The 15,872-nt window shown below is 75.9% G+C and carries 17 protein-coding genes; 8 read left to right on the forward strand and 9 right to left on the reverse strand.

Translation table 11 applies throughout. The features are described from left to right. Window positions 1-316: 316 nt before the first annotated feature. A complete protein-coding gene (locus tag JOF54_RS10190) occupies window positions 317-1,198 on the forward strand; it encodes a serine protein kinase RIO (RefSeq protein ID WP_210055314.1) in 882 nt (293 codons plus the stop codon). A gap of 85 nt (window positions 1,199-1,283) precedes the next feature. Here JOF54_RS10190 and JOF54_RS10195 read toward each other — a convergent pair whose 3' ends face one another. The 4 genes from JOF54_RS10195 to JOF54_RS10210 form a co-directional block, all read right to left on the reverse strand. After that, on the reverse strand, window positions 1,284-2,822 hold the full coding sequence (locus JOF54_RS10195) for an MFS transporter (protein ID WP_210055316.1): 1,539 nt from the start codon (window positions 2,820-2,822) through the stop codon (window positions 1,284-1,286). Continuing rightward, window positions 2,819-3,463: a PadR family transcriptional regulator gene (locus JOF54_RS10200; protein WP_210055318.1), complete on the reverse strand. Its 645-nt coding sequence runs from the start codon at window positions 3,461-3,463 to the stop codon at window positions 2,819-2,821. Before JOF54_RS10200 ends, JOF54_RS10195 begins: the two co-directional genes overlap by 4 nt. Window positions 3,464-3,668: 205 nt before the next feature. Beyond that, window positions 3,669-4,853 carry an aminotransferase class I/II-fold pyridoxal phosphate-dependent enzyme gene (locus tag JOF54_RS10205; protein WP_307804025.1) on the reverse strand — a complete coding sequence of 395 codons (1,185 nt, stop codon included), beginning with the start codon at window positions 4,851-4,853 and terminating at the stop codon, window positions 3,669-3,671. Then, the gene (locus JOF54_RS10210) at window positions 4,850-5,398 is read right to left on the reverse strand and encodes a CGNR zinc finger domain-containing protein (protein WP_210055320.1); all 549 of its coding nucleotides are present in this window, start codon (window positions 5,396-5,398) and stop codon (window positions 4,850-4,852) included. The genes JOF54_RS10205 and JOF54_RS10210 overlap by 4 nt, the downstream gene beginning before the upstream one ends. Before the next feature lie 137 nt (window positions 5,399-5,535). Between JOF54_RS10210 and JOF54_RS10215 the strand changes: the two genes are divergently transcribed. Next, window positions 5,536-6,531 carry an EamA family transporter gene (locus JOF54_RS10215; protein ID WP_210055322.1) on the forward strand — a complete coding sequence of 332 codons (996 nt, stop codon included), beginning with the start codon at window positions 5,536-5,538 and terminating at the stop codon, window positions 6,529-6,531. Between the two features lie 4 nt (window positions 6,532-6,535). On the opposite strand, the gene JOF54_RS10220 is transcribed toward JOF54_RS10215, so the two are convergent. The 4 genes from JOF54_RS10220 to JOF54_RS10235 form a co-directional block, all read right to left on the reverse strand. Further along, entirely contained in the window at window positions 6,536-7,141 is a 606-nt protein-coding gene (locus JOF54_RS10220) for a YdeI/OmpD-associated family protein (RefSeq protein ID WP_210055324.1), read from the reverse strand. Between the two features lie 61 nt (window positions 7,142-7,202). Further along, on the reverse strand, window positions 7,203-7,982 hold the full coding sequence (locus tag JOF54_RS10225; protein ID WP_210055326.1) for a hypothetical protein: 780 nt from the start codon (window positions 7,980-7,982) through the stop codon (window positions 7,203-7,205). A 36-nt stretch (window positions 7,983-8,018) separates the two neighbouring features. Beyond that, a complete protein-coding gene (locus JOF54_RS10230) occupies window positions 8,019-8,510 on the reverse strand; it encodes a sigma-70 family RNA polymerase sigma factor (protein WP_210055328.1) in 492 nt (163 codons plus the stop codon). 59 nt (window positions 8,511-8,569) lie between these two features. Then, window positions 8,570-9,277, reverse strand: coding sequence for a hypothetical protein (locus tag JOF54_RS10235; protein WP_210055330.1), 708 nt, complete (start codon window positions 9,275-9,277; stop codon window positions 8,570-8,572). A gap of 292 nt (window positions 9,278-9,569) precedes the next feature. On the opposite strand from JOF54_RS10235, the gene JOF54_RS10240 reads away from it, so the two are divergent. From JOF54_RS10240 to JOF54_RS10265, 6 genes are all read left to right on the forward strand, one after another. Continuing rightward, window positions 9,570-10,139 carry a hypothetical protein gene (locus JOF54_RS10240; RefSeq protein WP_210055331.1) on the forward strand — a complete coding sequence of 190 codons (570 nt, stop codon included), beginning with the start codon at window positions 9,570-9,572 and terminating at the stop codon, window positions 10,137-10,139. Then, window positions 10,129-10,449, forward strand: a complete 321-nt coding sequence (locus JOF54_RS10245; protein ID WP_210055333.1) for a transcriptional regulator — start codon at window positions 10,129-10,131, stop codon at window positions 10,447-10,449. The genes JOF54_RS10240 and JOF54_RS10245 overlap by 11 nt, the downstream gene beginning before the upstream one ends. Before the next feature lie 103 nt (window positions 10,450-10,552). Beyond that, on the forward strand, window positions 10,553-12,307 hold the full coding sequence (locus tag JOF54_RS10250; protein ID WP_210055335.1) for a thiamine pyrophosphate-dependent enzyme: 1,755 nt from the start codon (window positions 10,553-10,555) through the stop codon (window positions 12,305-12,307). A gap of 46 nt (window positions 12,308-12,353) precedes the next feature. Further along, window positions 12,354-13,835, forward strand: coding sequence for a cobyric acid synthase (locus tag JOF54_RS10255; protein ID WP_210055337.1), 1,482 nt, complete (start codon window positions 12,354-12,356; stop codon window positions 13,833-13,835). Continuing rightward, entirely contained in the window at window positions 13,832-14,626 is a 795-nt protein-coding gene (gene cobF / locus JOF54_RS10260; RefSeq protein ID WP_210055339.1) for a precorrin-6A synthase (deacetylating), read from the forward strand. The genes JOF54_RS10255 and cobF overlap by 4 nt, the downstream gene beginning before the upstream one ends. A 156-nt stretch (window positions 14,627-14,782) precedes the next feature. Next, entirely contained in the window at window positions 14,783-15,616 is an 834-nt protein-coding gene (locus JOF54_RS10265; protein ID WP_210055341.1) for an aldo/keto reductase, read from the forward strand. Window positions 15,617-15,650: 34 nt separating this feature from the next. Here JOF54_RS10265 and JOF54_RS10270 read toward each other — a convergent pair whose 3' ends face one another. Continuing rightward, window positions 15,651-15,869 carry a DUF2283 domain-containing protein gene (locus JOF54_RS10270; protein ID WP_210055343.1) on the reverse strand — a complete coding sequence of 73 codons (219 nt, stop codon included), beginning with the start codon at window positions 15,867-15,869 and terminating at the stop codon, window positions 15,651-15,653. Between the last annotated feature and the right edge of the window lie 3 nt (window positions 15,870-15,872).

The following is a 15,872-nucleotide window of genomic DNA, read 5'->3' on the forward strand; positions in this document are numbered from 1 at the left end:
GACCTCGCTCACAGGCATCCTCTCCTCCGCTCGGCGGTGCGCCACCCCCGGCGCGCCCCCGCGGCGCGGGTCGTCGGTGGACGTCCCCGCCGGCCCCAGGACCCCTGGTCGGGATCCCCGCCGGGCGCCGCGCACGACAACGTACCGCCGACCCGCCGGACCCCGGAAAACAACTTGCAGGGCCTACTTCTTCGCCCCAGGGTGGACCCACGGCGTCCCGCGGGGGACGCACCGAGACGAAGGAGGCGTGACGTGTCCATCACCGCCCCCGGGTCCACCCCGACCCGTCCCCTCGTCCCTGGAGCACACCACCCGCATGTCCGAGCCCGTACCCGGCGACCCCGTCGCCACCCCTGACCGCACCCCCCTCCACCCGCTGCCGGCGGCGGACCCGTTCGCCCCGGACTTCGTCGAGCTCGAGGACGAGCTCGGCCCCGGCCGGCGCTGGTCCACCTGGGACGACATCGGCGTCCTCGCCGGTCCCGAGCCCTGGCCCGCCTGGCTGGTGACCGAGAGCGCCGCCGTCGACACCGAGCTGGGCGTCCTCAAGACCGGCAAGGAGGCTGACGTCTTCCTGCTGGAGCGCGCCGTGCCCGGCGCCGACGGCGTCGTGCTGGCCGCCAAGCGCTACCGCGGCACCGACCACCGGCTGTTCCACCGCGACGCCGGCTACACCGAGCACCGGCGGATGCGGAACACCCGCGACCGCCGGGCCGCGGCGAAGGGCACCCGCTGGGGCCGCGCCGTCGAGGCGGGCCAGTGGGCCACCGCCGAGTTCGACCACCTGTCCCGGTTCTGGTCGGCCGGGCTGCCCGTCCCCTACCCGGTGCAGCTGGACGGCACCGAGATCCTCATGGAGCTGGTGACGCTGGAGGACGGCAGCACCGCCCCCCGGCTGGCCCAGACCCGGCCCGCGCCCGACCTGCTGGCCCGCTACTGGGAGCAGCTGGTGGCGGCGATGCGGGTGATGGCCGGGATGGGCCTGGCCCACGGGGACCTGTCGCCGTTCAACGTGCTGGCCACCGAGGACCGGCTGGTGCTCATCGACGTGCCGCAGGCGGTCGACGTCGTGGGCAGCACGTCGGGGGTGGAGTTCCTGGCCCGTGACTGCCGCAACGTCGCCACCTGGTTCCGCGCCCGCGGCCTGGACGTCGACGCCGAGGAGCTGCTGGCCGACCTGCTGTCGCACGCCTTCTGAGGGCGCGCGGCCGAGCCCGGGCCGAGCGGTCAGACGCGGTGGTGGCCGGGGCGACCACCGGCGCTGACAGCTCGGCCGGGGGTGCTCAGTCGGTCGGGGCCATCGCCCGGCGCGGGGCCGCGCCGGCCGGGGCGCCCGGACGTCCGCCGGCCTGCTTGGGCAGCACGAAGACCAGCAGCAGGGCCGCGACGCTGAAGGCCGCGCTGACGGCCATGGCGTCGGCGGAGGCGGCGATGAAGCCGGTCGCGACGGTGTCGGGGCCGCTGATCACCAGCGAGCCGAACAGCACGCTGCCGATGATCGCGATCCCGACGGCGCTGCCGACGCGCTGCACGGTGGAGACGACGCCGCTGGCCGCGCCGGCCTCCGCCCGGTCGACGGTGGCGATGATGAACTGCGCGTTGGGGGCGATGAAGGCACCGTTGCCGAGGCCCGCGATGAACAGCGGCAGCAGCAGGTCCCAGTGCGTCAGCGTGTCCGGGGTGGCGCTGCGCAGCACCAGCCACGTCCAGACCAGGCCGACGGTGACCAGCGCGGTGCCGATCACCAGCACCGTCCGGCCGAGCTTCTGGCTCAGCTGGTTGCTCTGCGAGGAGGCGATGATGCTGCCGATGGCGAAGGGGATGGAGACCAGCCCCGACTCCAGCGCGGTGTGCCCCAGGCCGGACTGCCACAGCAGCGAGATGGTGAAGAAGATGCTGGTGAAGGCCGCGAAGTAGACCATCGCGAGCACCACGCCGCCGGTGAAGGACGGGTGGCTGAACAGGTGCGGCGGCACCAGCGGGTTGCGGCCCCGGCGGGTGTAGCCGACCTCCCAGAGGGCGAACAGCACCAGCAGCACCGCGCCGGCGGCCAGCGTCAGGTAGGTCCACAGCGGCCAGCCCTTGTCCTGGCCCTCGATCAGCGGCACGAGCAGGGCCACCAGGGCCGCGCTCAGCAGGACCAGGCCCAGCCAGTCCAGGCCGGTGCGGACGGGGGCGTCGTCGGCCTGCTTGCGCGGCAGCAGCAGGGCCGCGGCGACCAGGGTGGCGACGCCGATCGGCAGGTTGACGCCGAAGACGAGCCGCCAGCCCTGCTCCTCGCCGAAGGCCTGGATGATGAGGCCGCCGACGATGGGGCCGAGCGCGGACGAGACGCCGATGACGGCACCCATCACGGCGAAGGCCTTGCCGCGGACGGGGCCGGGGAACAGCAGCTGGATGAAGGCGGTGACGGCGGGCACGAAGATGCCGCCGGCCAGGCCCTGGACGACGCGGGCGACGACCAGCTGGGTGTCGCTCTGGGCCAGCCCGCACGCGGCGCTGGCCACGGTGAACAGGGCGATGCCGGTGAAGAAGACCCACTTGTGGCCGAAGCGGTCGCCGAAGCGGCCGGCCGGGATCAGGGCCAGGCCGAAGGCCAGCGCGTAGCCCGAGATGATCCACGACAGCGTCGCCTCGGACGCCTCGAGGCTGGTGCGGATGGTCGGCAGGGCGACGTTGACGATCGTGGTGTCCAGCAGGGCGATGAACATGCCCGCCAGCAGGACGACGAGCGCCTGCCAGGAACGGCGGGGCACCGTCGTCGGGGGTGGGCCGGACGGGGTGGCCGGGGTGGCGGCGCGGGCCGCGGTCTGCTCGGTCATGGGCGGGGTCCTTCGGGTGGGCCGGCCGGCGTCGCACGACGGCGTGCGGCCAGGTCCTCGGCGGTGGGGAGGGCGTCGGGGCGCAGCGCCCGGGCGCGTTCGTCGGCGACGATCTCGGGCACGGCGGCGAGCAGCGACTCGTGCCAGCCGATCTCGGCGCGGATCCGGTGCTCGCGGTGGAGCAGGGCGTGGGTCTCGCCCACCGATAGGTACGGCCGGGCGCGCGCGGTCCGCGCGCGGGACTCGGCCAGCAGGTCCTGCAGGGTGGACAGCCGGGCGGCGAGCGTCCCGGCGAGGTCGTCGAGCCGGTCCGGGTCGGGCCGGCTGAGGGCGAGGTCGACGGGGTCCGGCTTGAGCACGACGTGCTCCAGGGTCGCGGCCTGCAGCGCGGCGAGGGCCTGGCGGCCGGCGTCGGTGACGCCGTAGACCTGCCGCTCGGGGTAGCCGCCCTCGCGCTCGGTGCGGACCTCGGCCAGCAGCCCCTCGGCCGCCAGCCGCTTCAGCGCGCCGTAGAGCGCGCCGACGGAGATGTCGGTCCACAGGTGCGCGTGCTCCTCCTCGGCCAGCAGCCGCAGCTGGTGGCCGTGCATGTCGCCGCGGCGCGCGAGGGCGTCGAGGACGAACAGCCGGATGGAGGACACACAACTACTCTCGCACGAGTAGTCGCTCCGCACAGCATCGTCTCGCTATGGACGCGAAGCCGTGAACGAGGTTCGACTGGACGACCAGTTCGTTCACGGCTTCCCGGCCGGAACGCGTGAACGAGTGGTGAGTAGACGCACCACTCGTTCACGCGATCCCGGCTGGTGGGGGGCGGGGCAGGGGCGGGCCGGGGTAGGGGCGGGGTCAGGACTGGAAGCGCAGGATCCGGCGGACGGCCTCGGCGACGGCGTCGGGGCCGGCGGCGAGGGAGACCCGGACGGCGCTGCCGCCGCGGACGGTGTCGAAGTCGGCGCCCGGGGTGAGGGCGACGCCCTGGCTCTCCAGCAGCGCGGCGCACCAGGCGACGGAGTCGGGGTGCCGGCCCAGGGCGTCGCCCAGCTCGGCGTAGACGTAGAAGGCGCCGTCAGCGGGGGCGACGGCGCCCCAGCGCAGGGCGGGCAGGGCGTCCAGCAGCACGGCGCGCGCGGCGTCGAAGGTCTGGACGGCGTCGGCGGCCTCGGCGTAGGAGCGCTCGGTGAAGGCGGCCAGCGCCGCGTGCTGGGCGGGCACCGGTGCGCAGAGGGCGAAGTTGCCGGCCAGCGCGTCGACGGCGGCCCGCAGGTCCGACGGGACGAGGCACCAGCCCAGCCGCCAGCCGGTCATCCCCCAGAACTTGGAGAACGAGGAGACGACGAGCGCGTCCGGGTCGACCGCCCGGGCGCAGCTGCCGACGTCGCCGGAGGCCGTGATGCCGTGGTAGATCTCGTCGCTGACCAGCCGGACGCCGTGCGCGCGGCACCAGCCGGCGAGCGCGGCCAGCTGCTCGGCGCCGACCATCGTGCCCGTCGGGTTGGCCGGCGAGGCGAGCACCAGCCCGGCCAGCGGCGCCCGGGCGTGCGCGGCGGCCAGCGCCTCGACGTCGGGCTGGAACCGCTGCTCGGGGCCGCAGTCCAGCTCGACGACCTCGCAGCCCAGCGCGGTGAGGATGTTGCGGTAGGCCGGGTAGCCGGGCCGGGCCAGCGCAACCCGGTCGCCGGCGTCGAAGGCGGCCAGGAAGCCCAGGGTGAAGGCGCCGGACGAGCCGGTGGTGACCGCGACGGCGTCGGGGTCGACGTCCAGGCCGTACCAGCGCCGGTAGTGCCCGGCCAGGGCCTCGCGCAGCGGGCGGATGCCGAAGGTGCCGGTGTAGCCGAGCGGCACGTCGCCGGCCATCAGCGTCGTCATCGCCGCCCGGACGTCCGCCGGCGCCCCGCCCGAGGGCTCGCCGGCGCAGAGGGCGACGACGTCGCGGCCGGCGGCCCGGAGCTCGGCGACCCGGGTGAGGATGCTCATCACGGCGAACGGCGGGACGGCCGCCCGCGACGACGGCCGCAGCCCCGGGGCGCTCACGCCGACGTCCGCTTGCGCGCGCGGTAGGCCGCCACGTGGGCCCGGTTGGCGCAGTTGCCGGTGTCGCAGTAGCGCTTGGAGTGGTTCCGGGAGAGGTCGACGAGCACGTCGGAGCAGTCCTCCGCGGCGCAGGTCCGCAGCCGGTCGAGGTCGTCGGAGCGGACGAGGTCGAGGAAACCCATCGCCGCCTCCGCGCCGATCCGCATCCCCAGCGGGGCGTCCGGGTGGGTGACGTGCAGGTGCCAGTCGTAGTGGTCGTGCTTGCTCAGGTACGGCGAGGTCGCGCAGTCGGCCAGCAGGGCGTTGACCAGCGCGGCTGCCTCGTCGCGGTCGGCCACGGCCCAGAAGGCGCGCAGCCGCTCGCGGAGCCGGCGGACGGTGCGGAGCTCCTCGGCGTCCCCGGTCACCCGGCCCGAGAAGGGGTAGCGCGCCAGGAAGGCGTCGAGCCCCGCCCGGGTCTCCAGGCTGTCGCCGTCGTCGCCGAGCGTGTTGACCAGCGCCGCCGCCTCCGCGAGCGCGACCTCGGTGTCATGGGTGAAAGGCACGTTGACTCCTGACCGGGATCTCCCCTAGTGTCACGAGTGTAACCACGTCTTGGTCGTGACACGGAGGACGCAGCCCCGCTGCCGGACCCCGCCGACCCGGACGGCTGGACACCACCGACCCTCGACGGGAGACCTTGATGACCAGCACCAGCCCGACCCCCACCAGCCCCGTGCCCTCGGTGGCCGGCGCCCTCGAGCGCGACCCCGCGCCGGGCCGGCCGGGTGCCCGCGGCGGCTACGGCGGCGGGCTGGCCATCGCCCTGCTGTCCGCCGCCTCGTTCGGGCTCTCCGGCTCGCTGGCCCGCTCGCTGCTGGACCTGGGTTGGACGCCGGCGGCCGTGGTGGCCGTCCGGATCAGCGGCGCCTTCGTGCTGCTGCTCGTCCCCTGCCTGCTGCTGCTGCGGCGCACCGGCCTGCCCTCGCTGCGCCAGACCGGCCGGATGGCCGTCTACGGCGTCGTCGCCGTGGCGCTGGCCCAGCTCTGCTACTTCAGCGCCGTCCAGTACCTCTCCGTGGGCGTGGCCCTCCTGCTGGAGTACCTGGCGCCGGTGCTGCTGATCTTCTACCACTGGGTCCGCAGCGGGCACCGGCCCGCGTGGTCGGTCTTCGGCGGCGCGGCGCTGGCCCTGCTGGGCCTGGTGTTCGTCCTCGACCTGCGCAGCGGCGTCACCCTGGACCCGGTCGGCGTGGCCTGGGGGCTGGGCGCGGCGGTCTGCCTGTGCGCCTACTTCGTGCTCAGCGAGAGCGGTGGCCGTCACGGCGCCGTCCCGCCGCTGCTGCTGACCACGGTCGGCACCGGCGTCGGCGGCGCGGTCATCCTCGCCGCCGCGGCCGTCGGCGTGCTGCCGCTGGCCGCCCGGACGGGCAGCACGGTGCTGGCCGGCTCCGAGGTCGGCTGGTGGCTGCCCGTGCTGCTGCTCGTCGGCGTCACCGCGGTGCTGGCCTACCTGACGGGCATCGTCGCCGTCCGCCGGCTGGGCAGCTCGGTCGCGTCCTTCGTCTCCCTCGCCGAGGTGCTGTTCGCCGTCGTCTTCGCCGTCGTGCTGCTGGCCCAGCAGCCCTCCGGCGGCCAGCTGGTCGGCGGGGCGCTGGTGCTGGCCGGGATCGCCGTCGTCCAGCGACGGGGGCGCTGAGCGCTCAGCCGGGCGGCGTCGCGGGCGGGGCCGGACGCCAGGTCGGGTAGGCGCGCACCCCCTGCGCCGCCCCGTCGACCACCGCGGCCAGCCGCTTGCCGCGGGTGCCGGGCGTCCGCGCCTGGGCGAGCCACTGCAGCATCACCTTGCGGGCCGACGGCGGGAAGCGGTCCCAGTGCCCGCGCGCGACCGGGTGGGCGTCGAGGGCGGCGCGCAGGTCGTCGGGCTCGACGCCGTCCTCGACGTCGTCCAGCAGCGACCACGCGCCGTTGGCCACCGCCTCGGCGATGACGCGCTCCCCCGCCTCGGTCATCAGGCCGTCGGCGCGCAGCTGCGCGACCCGTGCCTTGTTCGTGCGGGCCCACCCGCTCCGCGCTTTGCGCGGGGCGAAGTACTGCATGCTGCGCTCGTCGTCGAGCCGCCGGGCGGTGCTGTCGACCCACCCGAAGCAGAGCGCCTCGCAGACCGACTCGACGTAGCCCACGGCCGGCCGCCCGGTCGGCGAGCGCCAGGAGACGAGCCAGACGCCCTCGCTGACCTCGTGGTGCGCGGCCAGCCACGCCCGCCACGCGTCCCGCGTCTCCAGGTGCACCTGCGCCCGATCGGCCATCAGACCTCCTGCCCGCAGTCTGCCCGGCCCGGCGGCCGGGGTCGAGCCTCCCGCCCGCCGCTCAGCCCTGGAAGAGCGCGTCCCAGTCGGCGCTGGTGACCACCGCCCGGCCCACGGCGTCGGCCAGCGGCAGGCCGGGGCGCGAGACCGGCTCGGCGCCGCCGGGGGCGTTGCGCTCCATCAGCCAGACGTGGCCGCCGTCGGGGCGGTCGTAGGTGAACGTGCGGTCGGCACCGCTCTTGTCCCCGCCCGGGCTGCGGGTCACCCAGACCGTGCCGCCGCCGGGCACGTCGGTGGCCGTGCAGTCGGCCAGGCCGAGGCAGCCGTCCGGGAAGTGGCCGTCACCGATCCCGCCGAGGACGTAGGCGGTGCCCTCGTCGTCGCGCACCGTGAGGGCCGCGTTGTGCTCCCAGGCGAAGCCGTTGCTGCCCTCCTCGCGCGCGGCGGTGGCCGCGGTGACCTCCAGCGAGCCGGGGAGCAGCCCGGCCAGGGTGGTCCGGACGTCGGCGGGCCGGCCGCTCACCCGGCCGGTGGTGGCCGGCGGCGGCGTCGGGCTCGCCGACGGCTCGGGCGCGGCGCTCCGGGGCACCGGGGTGCCCGCGACCGGGGGGTCGGCGGGCAGGCCGCGCAGGACCGACGGGTCGGCCACGCCGAGCGCGACGACGGCCAGCGCGGCCACCACCAGGCCCGACACGGCACCGGTCACCCGGCGCCGGGTCCGGCGGCGACGGCCCCGGAGCACGGCGCCGTGCACCAGCGCGTCGACGTCGCTGCCGTCGGCCCCGTCGTCGAGGTGCTCGCCGTGGGCGCGGAGCTGGTCGATGAGGCGGTCGTCATCCATGGCGGGAGGTCCTCCGGGTCGAGCGGTGCGGCGGGGTCATGAGTCGCTCATCGCCATCAGCGGCGAGTCGCGGAGGGCGAGCAGGGCGCGGTGCGCGGTGACCCGCACCCAGCCCTCGGTGCGGTGCATCAGCGCGGCGACCTCGGCGACGGGCCGGTCGTCGACGTAGCGGGCGACCACCACGCAGCGCTGCTTCGGGGTCAGCGCCTGCAGGGCGGCGACCAGGTCGAGCCGGAGCCCGGGGTCGGACCCGACGGGCGCCGGCCGGTCCAGCAGCGTCTCGCTGGGCAGCTCCGACGCGCTGCGCCGCCGGCGGCCGGAGCAGAACACGCGGAACAGCGTCGTGAGGGCGAAGCCGAGCGGGTTGCCGTCGGCGTCGACCCGCCGCCAGTGCAGGAACATCTTGACCAACGTCTCCTGGACGAGGTCCTCGGCGAGCTGGCGGTCGCCGCACAGCAGGTGCGCGCGGCGCAGCAGCGCCGGCGTGCAGCGACCCGCCCAGTCGGTGAACTCCTCGTCGTGGCCCACGGGCCCACCCTCCTCGGGGAACGGTCTCGGTCAGGTCAGCGCGCCGGTGGGGGCCGGCGTCAGAGCCGGTCCGTCGCCACCTTGGCGACCGACTCGAGGGTCTGGTCGGCGGGCCCCCAGGTGCCCCGGACCTGCAGGTAGCCGACGGTCGTCCCCTTGCGGACGACCACGACCCCGCCGTCGGCGGTCCGCCGGTCGCCCCGGTAGGAGAGGGCCCACGTGGCCTCGCCCGAGCCGACGCGGGAGGTCTGGAGCGGGCCGAGGTGGAAGGCCCGGCCGGGGGTGCGGCAGGCCCGGATGCCCTCGTCGACGAGGGTGCGGGCCCAGCGCGCGGCCTGGGCGTCGGTCGCCGCCTGGGCGAGGTGCTCCGAGATCGCCGGACCACGGTGCCCGCGCTGGGTCCACGTCCCGGCCACCGGTGCGGCCGAGCCGGGCAGCACGCTGGTCCAGGGCCGGCCCTCGCCGACGCACGAGGAGAAGTCCGTGTCGCGCCCCAGCTGCACCTTCGCGGTGTCCAGCGGGATCTGGAGGGCGAGCAGGTCCTCGCTCTGCACGAGGCGGCTGGAGCCGAGGGCCACGAAGGTGTCCCCCGGGTCGGCCTGCGCCGGCACCAGGCCCGCCCCCAGCCCGAGCGAGGCGAGGGTCGTCGCCCCGGCGGCGACCGCGGCGAAGGCCACCGCCCCCAGGGCCCGACGGCAGCGGGACGGGGTCCTGGTGGGCGTCCGGCCGTCGGCGGTCGGGGTGGCGGTCTCGCGGGTGGTGATCATCGGGTCTCCATCGGTCGGCGTCCCGGGGCGGGGCGCGGTGGGCGGTTCCACCCGGAGTACGACCCGGCCCCCGCCCCGCGTTACAGACCTGCCCCGGCGGATCGGGAGTCTGCCCGTGGCCGGCGGTCCCGCGGTGGGGGCGGCGCCCCGTCGACGCCGGTCCGGCGGACCCGCCGACAGCGGGGGGCCGGCATCGGTCCCCCACGGGTGGCACACCCCTCGGTTTGCGGTGCAGACCAGTCTGTGGTTGTCTGGTCTGCACCACAGACCGGTCTGCGCTGAGGAGACGACCATGACCGACACCGCCCGGGCGGCGGGCCTGGCCCGCGAGTACGACGCCCTCCAGGGCCTCACCTTCGTCGTGATGGGCGGGGCCTTCCTGTTCGGGTCGGTGGTCGACGAGCCGGCCGTCTGGATCGCCCTCGGCGCCGCGGCCAGCGCCAGCGCGCCGCTGTGGTACCAGCGCCGCTTCGGCACCGTGAAGCCTGCGCCGGACCGGAACGCCTGGGTCGCGCTGGGCGCGGCGACCGCCCTGCTGCTCTTCCTGGGCGCCTACGTCGCGGACCGGCACCTGCGCGGGCCCGTCCTGCTGACCCTGCTGGCCGTCGCCCTCAGCCTGGGCGTCGGCCAGCACCTCATGCTGCGCCGCACCGGCCTGACGCCGGTGCACCTCGTGGTCCACGGCCTCGTCGCGCTGGCGGCGGCCGGGCCGCTGGTGGGCCTGGGCACCGGCGCCCAGCTCCTGCCCTACGTGCTGGCGGTCACCGGCGGCGCCCTCGTGGTGGTCGGCCTCGTGGACCACCGCCGGCTCGTCCGGGCCCTCGCGCCCGTCGAGGACGAGGACCACGACGGTGGCCGCTGAGCCCCAGCTGGACCTGGGCGCCATCGACCGGCTGGTGCACGAGCCGGCCCGGATGGGCATCCTCAGCGTCCTGGACGGGGTGGCCGAGACCGACTTCCTCTTCCTCCAGCGCGTGCTGGGCCTCACCAAGGGGAACCTGTCGGCGCACCTGGCCAAGCTGGAGGCGGCGGGGCTGGTCACCGCCCGCAAGGCCTTCGTCCGCAACGTCCCCCAGACCACGCTGGCCATCACCCCGGCCGGTCGGGAGGCGCGCGTCCGGCACTGGGCCCAGCTGGAGCGGGTGCGGGACCTCGGCCGCCCCCCGGGCTGAGCGGCCCGGCGGTCGGCCTCCTAGGCTGCACCGAAAGCCCGGGCGGGGGCGCGACGACGGGGTGCGGTCTCCCACCGGGCACGCTGCAGCCTGAGGAGCGCCCATGGCCCGCACGGTGGCCGACGACCTGCTCGACGTCCTGGTGGCCGCGGGGGTCACCCACATCTACGGGCTGGTGGGCGACAGCCTCAACGCCTTCTCCGACGCGGTCCGCCGCAGCGGGGGCGCCGCGAACGGCGGCGTCGACTGGGTGCACGTGCACAACGAGGAGGCAGCCGCCTTCGCCGCGTCCGCGGAGGCGCAGCTCACCGGCCGGCTGGCCGTCTGCGCCGGCAGCTGCGGGCCGGGCAACACCCACCTCATCCAGGGGGTCATGGACGCCCACCGCTCCGGCGCCCCCGTCCTGGTGCTGGCGAGCCACATCCCCTCGACCAGCATCGGCCGGGGCTTCTTCCAGGAGACCAAGCCCGAGGCGCTGTTCGCCCAGGCCAGCCACTACTGCGAGCTGGTCTCCCAGCCCGAGCAGATCGGCGGGCTGGCCCACGACGCCGTGCAGAACGCGCTCGGCAAGCAGGGGGCGGCCGTCCTCGTGCTCCCCGGCGACGTCCTCGCGGCCGACTCCGCGGGCCGCGTCGCCCCCAACGCCACCGTGACCGCCCGCCCCCGGTCGGTCCCCGAGCCCGAGGCCGTGACCGAGCTGGCCGGCCGGATCCGCGCCGCCGAGAAGGTCGCCGTCTTCGCCGGCATCGGCGCGGCCGGCGCCCGCGCGGAGGTCCTGGCGCTGGCGGAGCGGCTGGGCGCCCCCGTCGGGCACAGCCTGCGGGGCAAGGACGTCTTCGGCTACGACAACCCCTACGACGTCGGGATGACCGGGCTGCTGGGCTACGGCGCCTGCTACGCCGCCCTGCAGGATGCCGACCTCGTGCTGCTGCTGGGCACGGACTTCCCCTACGTCGACTTCCTGCCGAAGGAGAACAACGTCCAGGTCGACCTCGACCCGTCCCACCTGGGCCGCCGGGCGCCGCTGGTGCAGGGCATCGCGGCCGACGTCGGGCTGACCCTGCAGGCCCTGCTGCCGCTGCTGGAGCCCCGGTCCGAGCACCGCTTCCTCGACCGGGTGCTGGAGAAGCACGCCTCGATGGTCCGCCGCGGCGTGCACACCTACGACCACGACCCCGTGGAGCGCCGGGCCATCCACCCCGAGCAGCTGGCCGCCCTGGTCGACGAGGCCGCGGCCGACGACGCGGTCTTCACCGTCGACACCGGGATGGACTGCACCTGGACCGCGCGCTACCTGACGCCCAACGGCCGGCGGCGGATGATCGGCTCCTGGGTCCACGGCTCGATGGCCAACGCGCTGCCGATGGCCATCGGCGCCCAGCGCGCCTACCCCGGCCGCCAGGTGGTCTCGCTGTCCGGGGACGGCGGGCTGGCCATGCTGATGGGCGAGCTGCTGACGGTGAAGACGCACCAGCTGCCGGTCAAGGTCGTCGTCTTCAACAACTCCAGCCTGGGCATGGTCCGGCTGGAGATGCTGGTGGCCGGCGACCCGCCGTTCGAGACCGACCACGACGCCGTCGACTACGCGGCCATCGCCGCCGCCGCGGGCTTCTGGTCCCGCCACGTCGAGGACCCGGCCGCGCTGCCGGAGGCCGTCGAGGCCTTCTTCGCCGCGGAGGGCCCGGCCCTGCTCGACGTCGTCACCGACCCGAACGCGCTGGAGGTGCCGACCCACCTGACCCTCGACGAGGTCAAGGGCTTCGCGGCCAGCCTCGGCAAGGTGGCGGTGCAGCGCGGCGGACTCAAGGAGGTCGTCGACCTCGCCGTCGGGAACCTGCGCAACATCCCGCACCCCTGAGCGGACGCGCGGGGACCCGGGGTGGCGCCGCCCTAGACTCCGCACGGTGAGCGCCTCGGGTCTGCTGGTCGCCGGCACGTCGTCCGACGCCGGCAAGTCCCTCGTGGTCACCGGGCTGTGCCGGGCGCTGGCCCGGCGCGGGGTCTCCGTCGCCCCGTTCAAGGCGCAGAACATGAGCAACAACTCGGCCGTCTGCGCCGACGGCGCCGAGATCGGCCGGGCGCAGTACCTGCAGGCCCAGGCGGCCCGCGTCGCGCCGGAGTCGGCGATGAACCCGGTGCTGCTCAAGCCGGGCTCGGACCGCCGCTCGCACGTCGTCGTCCGCGGCCGGCCGGCCGGGATCCTGGAGGCCGGGCAGTACGCCACCGGGCGCCGGCACCTGGCCGAGGCGGCCTGGGCGGCGTACGAGGAGCTGGCCGCGCGGTTCGACCTCGTCGTCTGCGAGGGCGCCGGTTCGCCGGCCGAGATCAACCTGCGGGCGGGCGACTACGTCAACCTGGGCCTGGCCCGGCGGTTCGGGCTGCCCTGCGTCGTCGTCGGCGACATCGACCGCGGCGGCGTCTTCGCCTCGCTCTACGGCACCGTCGCCCTGCTGGAGCCGGAGGACCGCGCCGTCGTCCGCGCCTTCCTCGTCAACAAGTTCCGCGGCGACCCCGACGTCCTGCAGCCCGGCCTGGACGCGCTCACCCGCCGCACCGGCGTGCCCTTCGTCGGCGTCCTGCCCTGGCTGACCGGCGTCTGGCTGGACGCCGAGGACACCCTGGAGGTGGGCGCCTGGCGCCGCTCGGACCCCCGGCCCGGCGCCCTGCGGGTGGCCGTCGCCCGGCTGCCGCGCGTCTCCAACCTCACCGACGTCGAGGCGCTGGCCGCCGAGCCGGGCGTCGACGTGCTCGTCACCACCGACCCCGACGTCGTGGCCGGCGCCGACCTCGTCGTGCTGCCCGGTTCGCGGGCCACCGTCTCCGACCTCGGCTGGCTGCGGACGACCGGGCTGGCGGCGGTGCTGGCCGAGCGGGCGGCGCGCGGACGGCCCGTGCTGGGGATCTGCGGCGGCTACCAGATGCTCGCGGCCCGGATCGACGACCCGGTGGAGTCCGGGGCCGGCCCGGTCGAGGGCCTCGGGCTGCTGCCCACCCGGGTCGCGTTCGCCGAGGAGAAGGTGCTGGGCCGCCCCGTCGGCGCCTGGCGCGGCCACCGCGTCGAGGCCTACGAGATCCACCACGGGCTGGCCGCCCTGGACGACGGAGCCGAGCCCTTCCTCGACGGCGCCCGGGCCGGCGCGGTCTGGGGCACGATGTGGCACGGCACCTGCGAGAACGACGCCTTCCGGCGCGCCTGGCTCGCCGAGGTGGCCGCGGCCGCCGGGTCGAGCTGGACGCCGCAGCCGGGTGCCCCCGGCTACGCCGACCGGCGCGAGGCGATGGTCGAGACCCTGGCCGACGCCGTCGACGCCCACGTCGACCTCGACCTGCTGCTCACCGGCACCCGCGTCACCCTGCCCGCGGCCCGGACGGGGGTGGCATCGTGAGCGTCGAGGTGCTGGTCATCGGCATCGGCAGCGGCGACCCCGGCCACCTGACCGGCGAGGCCGCGGCCGCGATCCGCCGCGTCGACCTCTTCCTCGTCGCCGACAAGGGCGAGGTGAAGAGCGACCTGGTCACGCTGCGGACCGCGCTGGTGCAGGGCGTCCGGGGCACCGGGGGCTACCGGGTGGTCGAAGTGCCCGACCCCGAGCGCGGGCCGGACGCCCAGCGCGACACCGCCGCCTACACCGCCGGGGTCCGGGACTGGCACGCCGCCCGGGCCGCGCGCTACGCCGAGGTGATCCGCCGCGAGGTGGGCCCCGACGGCGTCGTCGGCTTCCTCGTCTGGGGCGACCCGGCCTTCTACGACTCGACGCTGCGGATCGTCGACTCGGTGGCCGAGCACGGCGTCGACCTGACGACCACGGTGCTGCCGGGGATCAGCAGCCTGCAGCTGCTCGCGGCCCGGCACCGGCTGGTGCTGAACGGCGTCGGCGGCTCGGTGCACGTGACGACGGGGCGCCGGCTGCTCGTGGAGTACCGCGCGGACCTCGGCGACGTCGTCGTCATGCTCGACGGCACGCTGACCTGCGCCCGGCTGCTGGACGCGCACCCCGACCTCAAGATCTTCTGGGGCGCCCAGCTGGGCCTGGCCGACGAGGCGCTGGTGGCCGGCCGGCTGGCCGACGTGCTGGACGAGATCCGTTCGGTCCGGCTCCGGCTGCGCGCCGAGCGCGGCTGGGTGATGGACACCTACCTGCTGCGGCCCGGCCCGGCGTCCGAACCGCCCGGCTGAGGCCGCACCCGGCTCTCCTCGATGGCGGCGGCCATGGTGCTGGTCAGCTGAGCCGCGGTCCGGTCGGCTGCGGGCCGGAGCCGGCGCAGGGCGGGCGGGGCGGCGGCGGGCTCGGTTGCTAGCGTGCGCGGTGCCCGCCCCGACCCGAGGAGACCCATGCCGCTCGCCCCCACCCTCACCCTGCGGAACGGGCTCGCGATGCCCGTCGTCGGCCTGGGCACCTGGCCGCTGCGCGGCGCCGACGCGGCCGCCGCGGTGCGGACCGCGCTGCAGGCCGGGTACCGGCTGGTCGACACCGCCGAGAACTACCGCAACGAGGACGGCGTGGGCCAGGGCCTGCGCGACTCCGGGGTCCCGCGCGAGGACGTCGTCATCACCACCAAGCTCAACAAGGAGTGGCACGGCGTCGACGGCGTCCGCCAGGCCTGGCGGGCCAGCACCGAGCGGCTGGGCGTCGACTACCTCGACGTCTTCATGATCCACTGGCCGAACCCCGGCCAGGACCGCTACGTCGACGCCGTCCGCGGGCTGACCGCCCTGCTGGAGGACGGCTCGATCCGCGCGGTCGGCGTCTCCAACTTCACCCCTGCGCACCTGCGCCGGGTCGAGGAGGAGGCCGGGCTGGTGCCCGACGTCAACCAGATCCAGCTGAGCCCCTACGCCGCGCGCCGGGCCGCGCAGGAGTACCACCGCGCCCACGGCATCGCCACCGAGTCGTGGAGCCCCATCGGCGGCTCGGGCGACGGGCTGCGCTCCGACCCCGTCGTCGCCGCCGTCGCCGAGGAGGTCGGCCGCACGCCGACCCAGGTCGTGCTGCGCTGGCACGTGCAGAGCGGGCTGGTCGCGGTGCCGAAGTCGGGGGACCCCGGCCGGATCGCGGAGAACCTCGACGTCTTCGGCTTCGAGCTCACCGACGAGCAGATGGCGCGGGTCGACGGCCTGGACCGCGGCGAGGTCGACGTCGCCGACCCGGACACCTTCGGCCACTGACGGCCGGCCCTCGGACGGGGGCGGGCGTCAGGAGTCAGGCGGGCGGGAGCAGCTCGGGCGGGAGCACCGCCCGGGCGCCCAGCACCTCGACGCCGAGCAGCCGGCCGTCCGCGCCGACGTCCAGGACCACCGAGCCCTCCCCGCCCGGGACGCTGACGACGTCGCTCTGCCGCACGGCCTCGCCGGGCCGGAGGTCGCGGTCGACCAGGCTGAGGTAGGCGGCGTCGACCTCGGCGTCGTAGCGGAGGCGCACGGC

Origin of the sequence: Microlunatus capsulatus (assembly GCF_017876495.1) — a bacterium.
GTDB lineage: Bacteria > Actinomycetota > Actinomycetes > Propionibacteriales > Propionibacteriaceae > Microlunatus > Microlunatus capsulatus.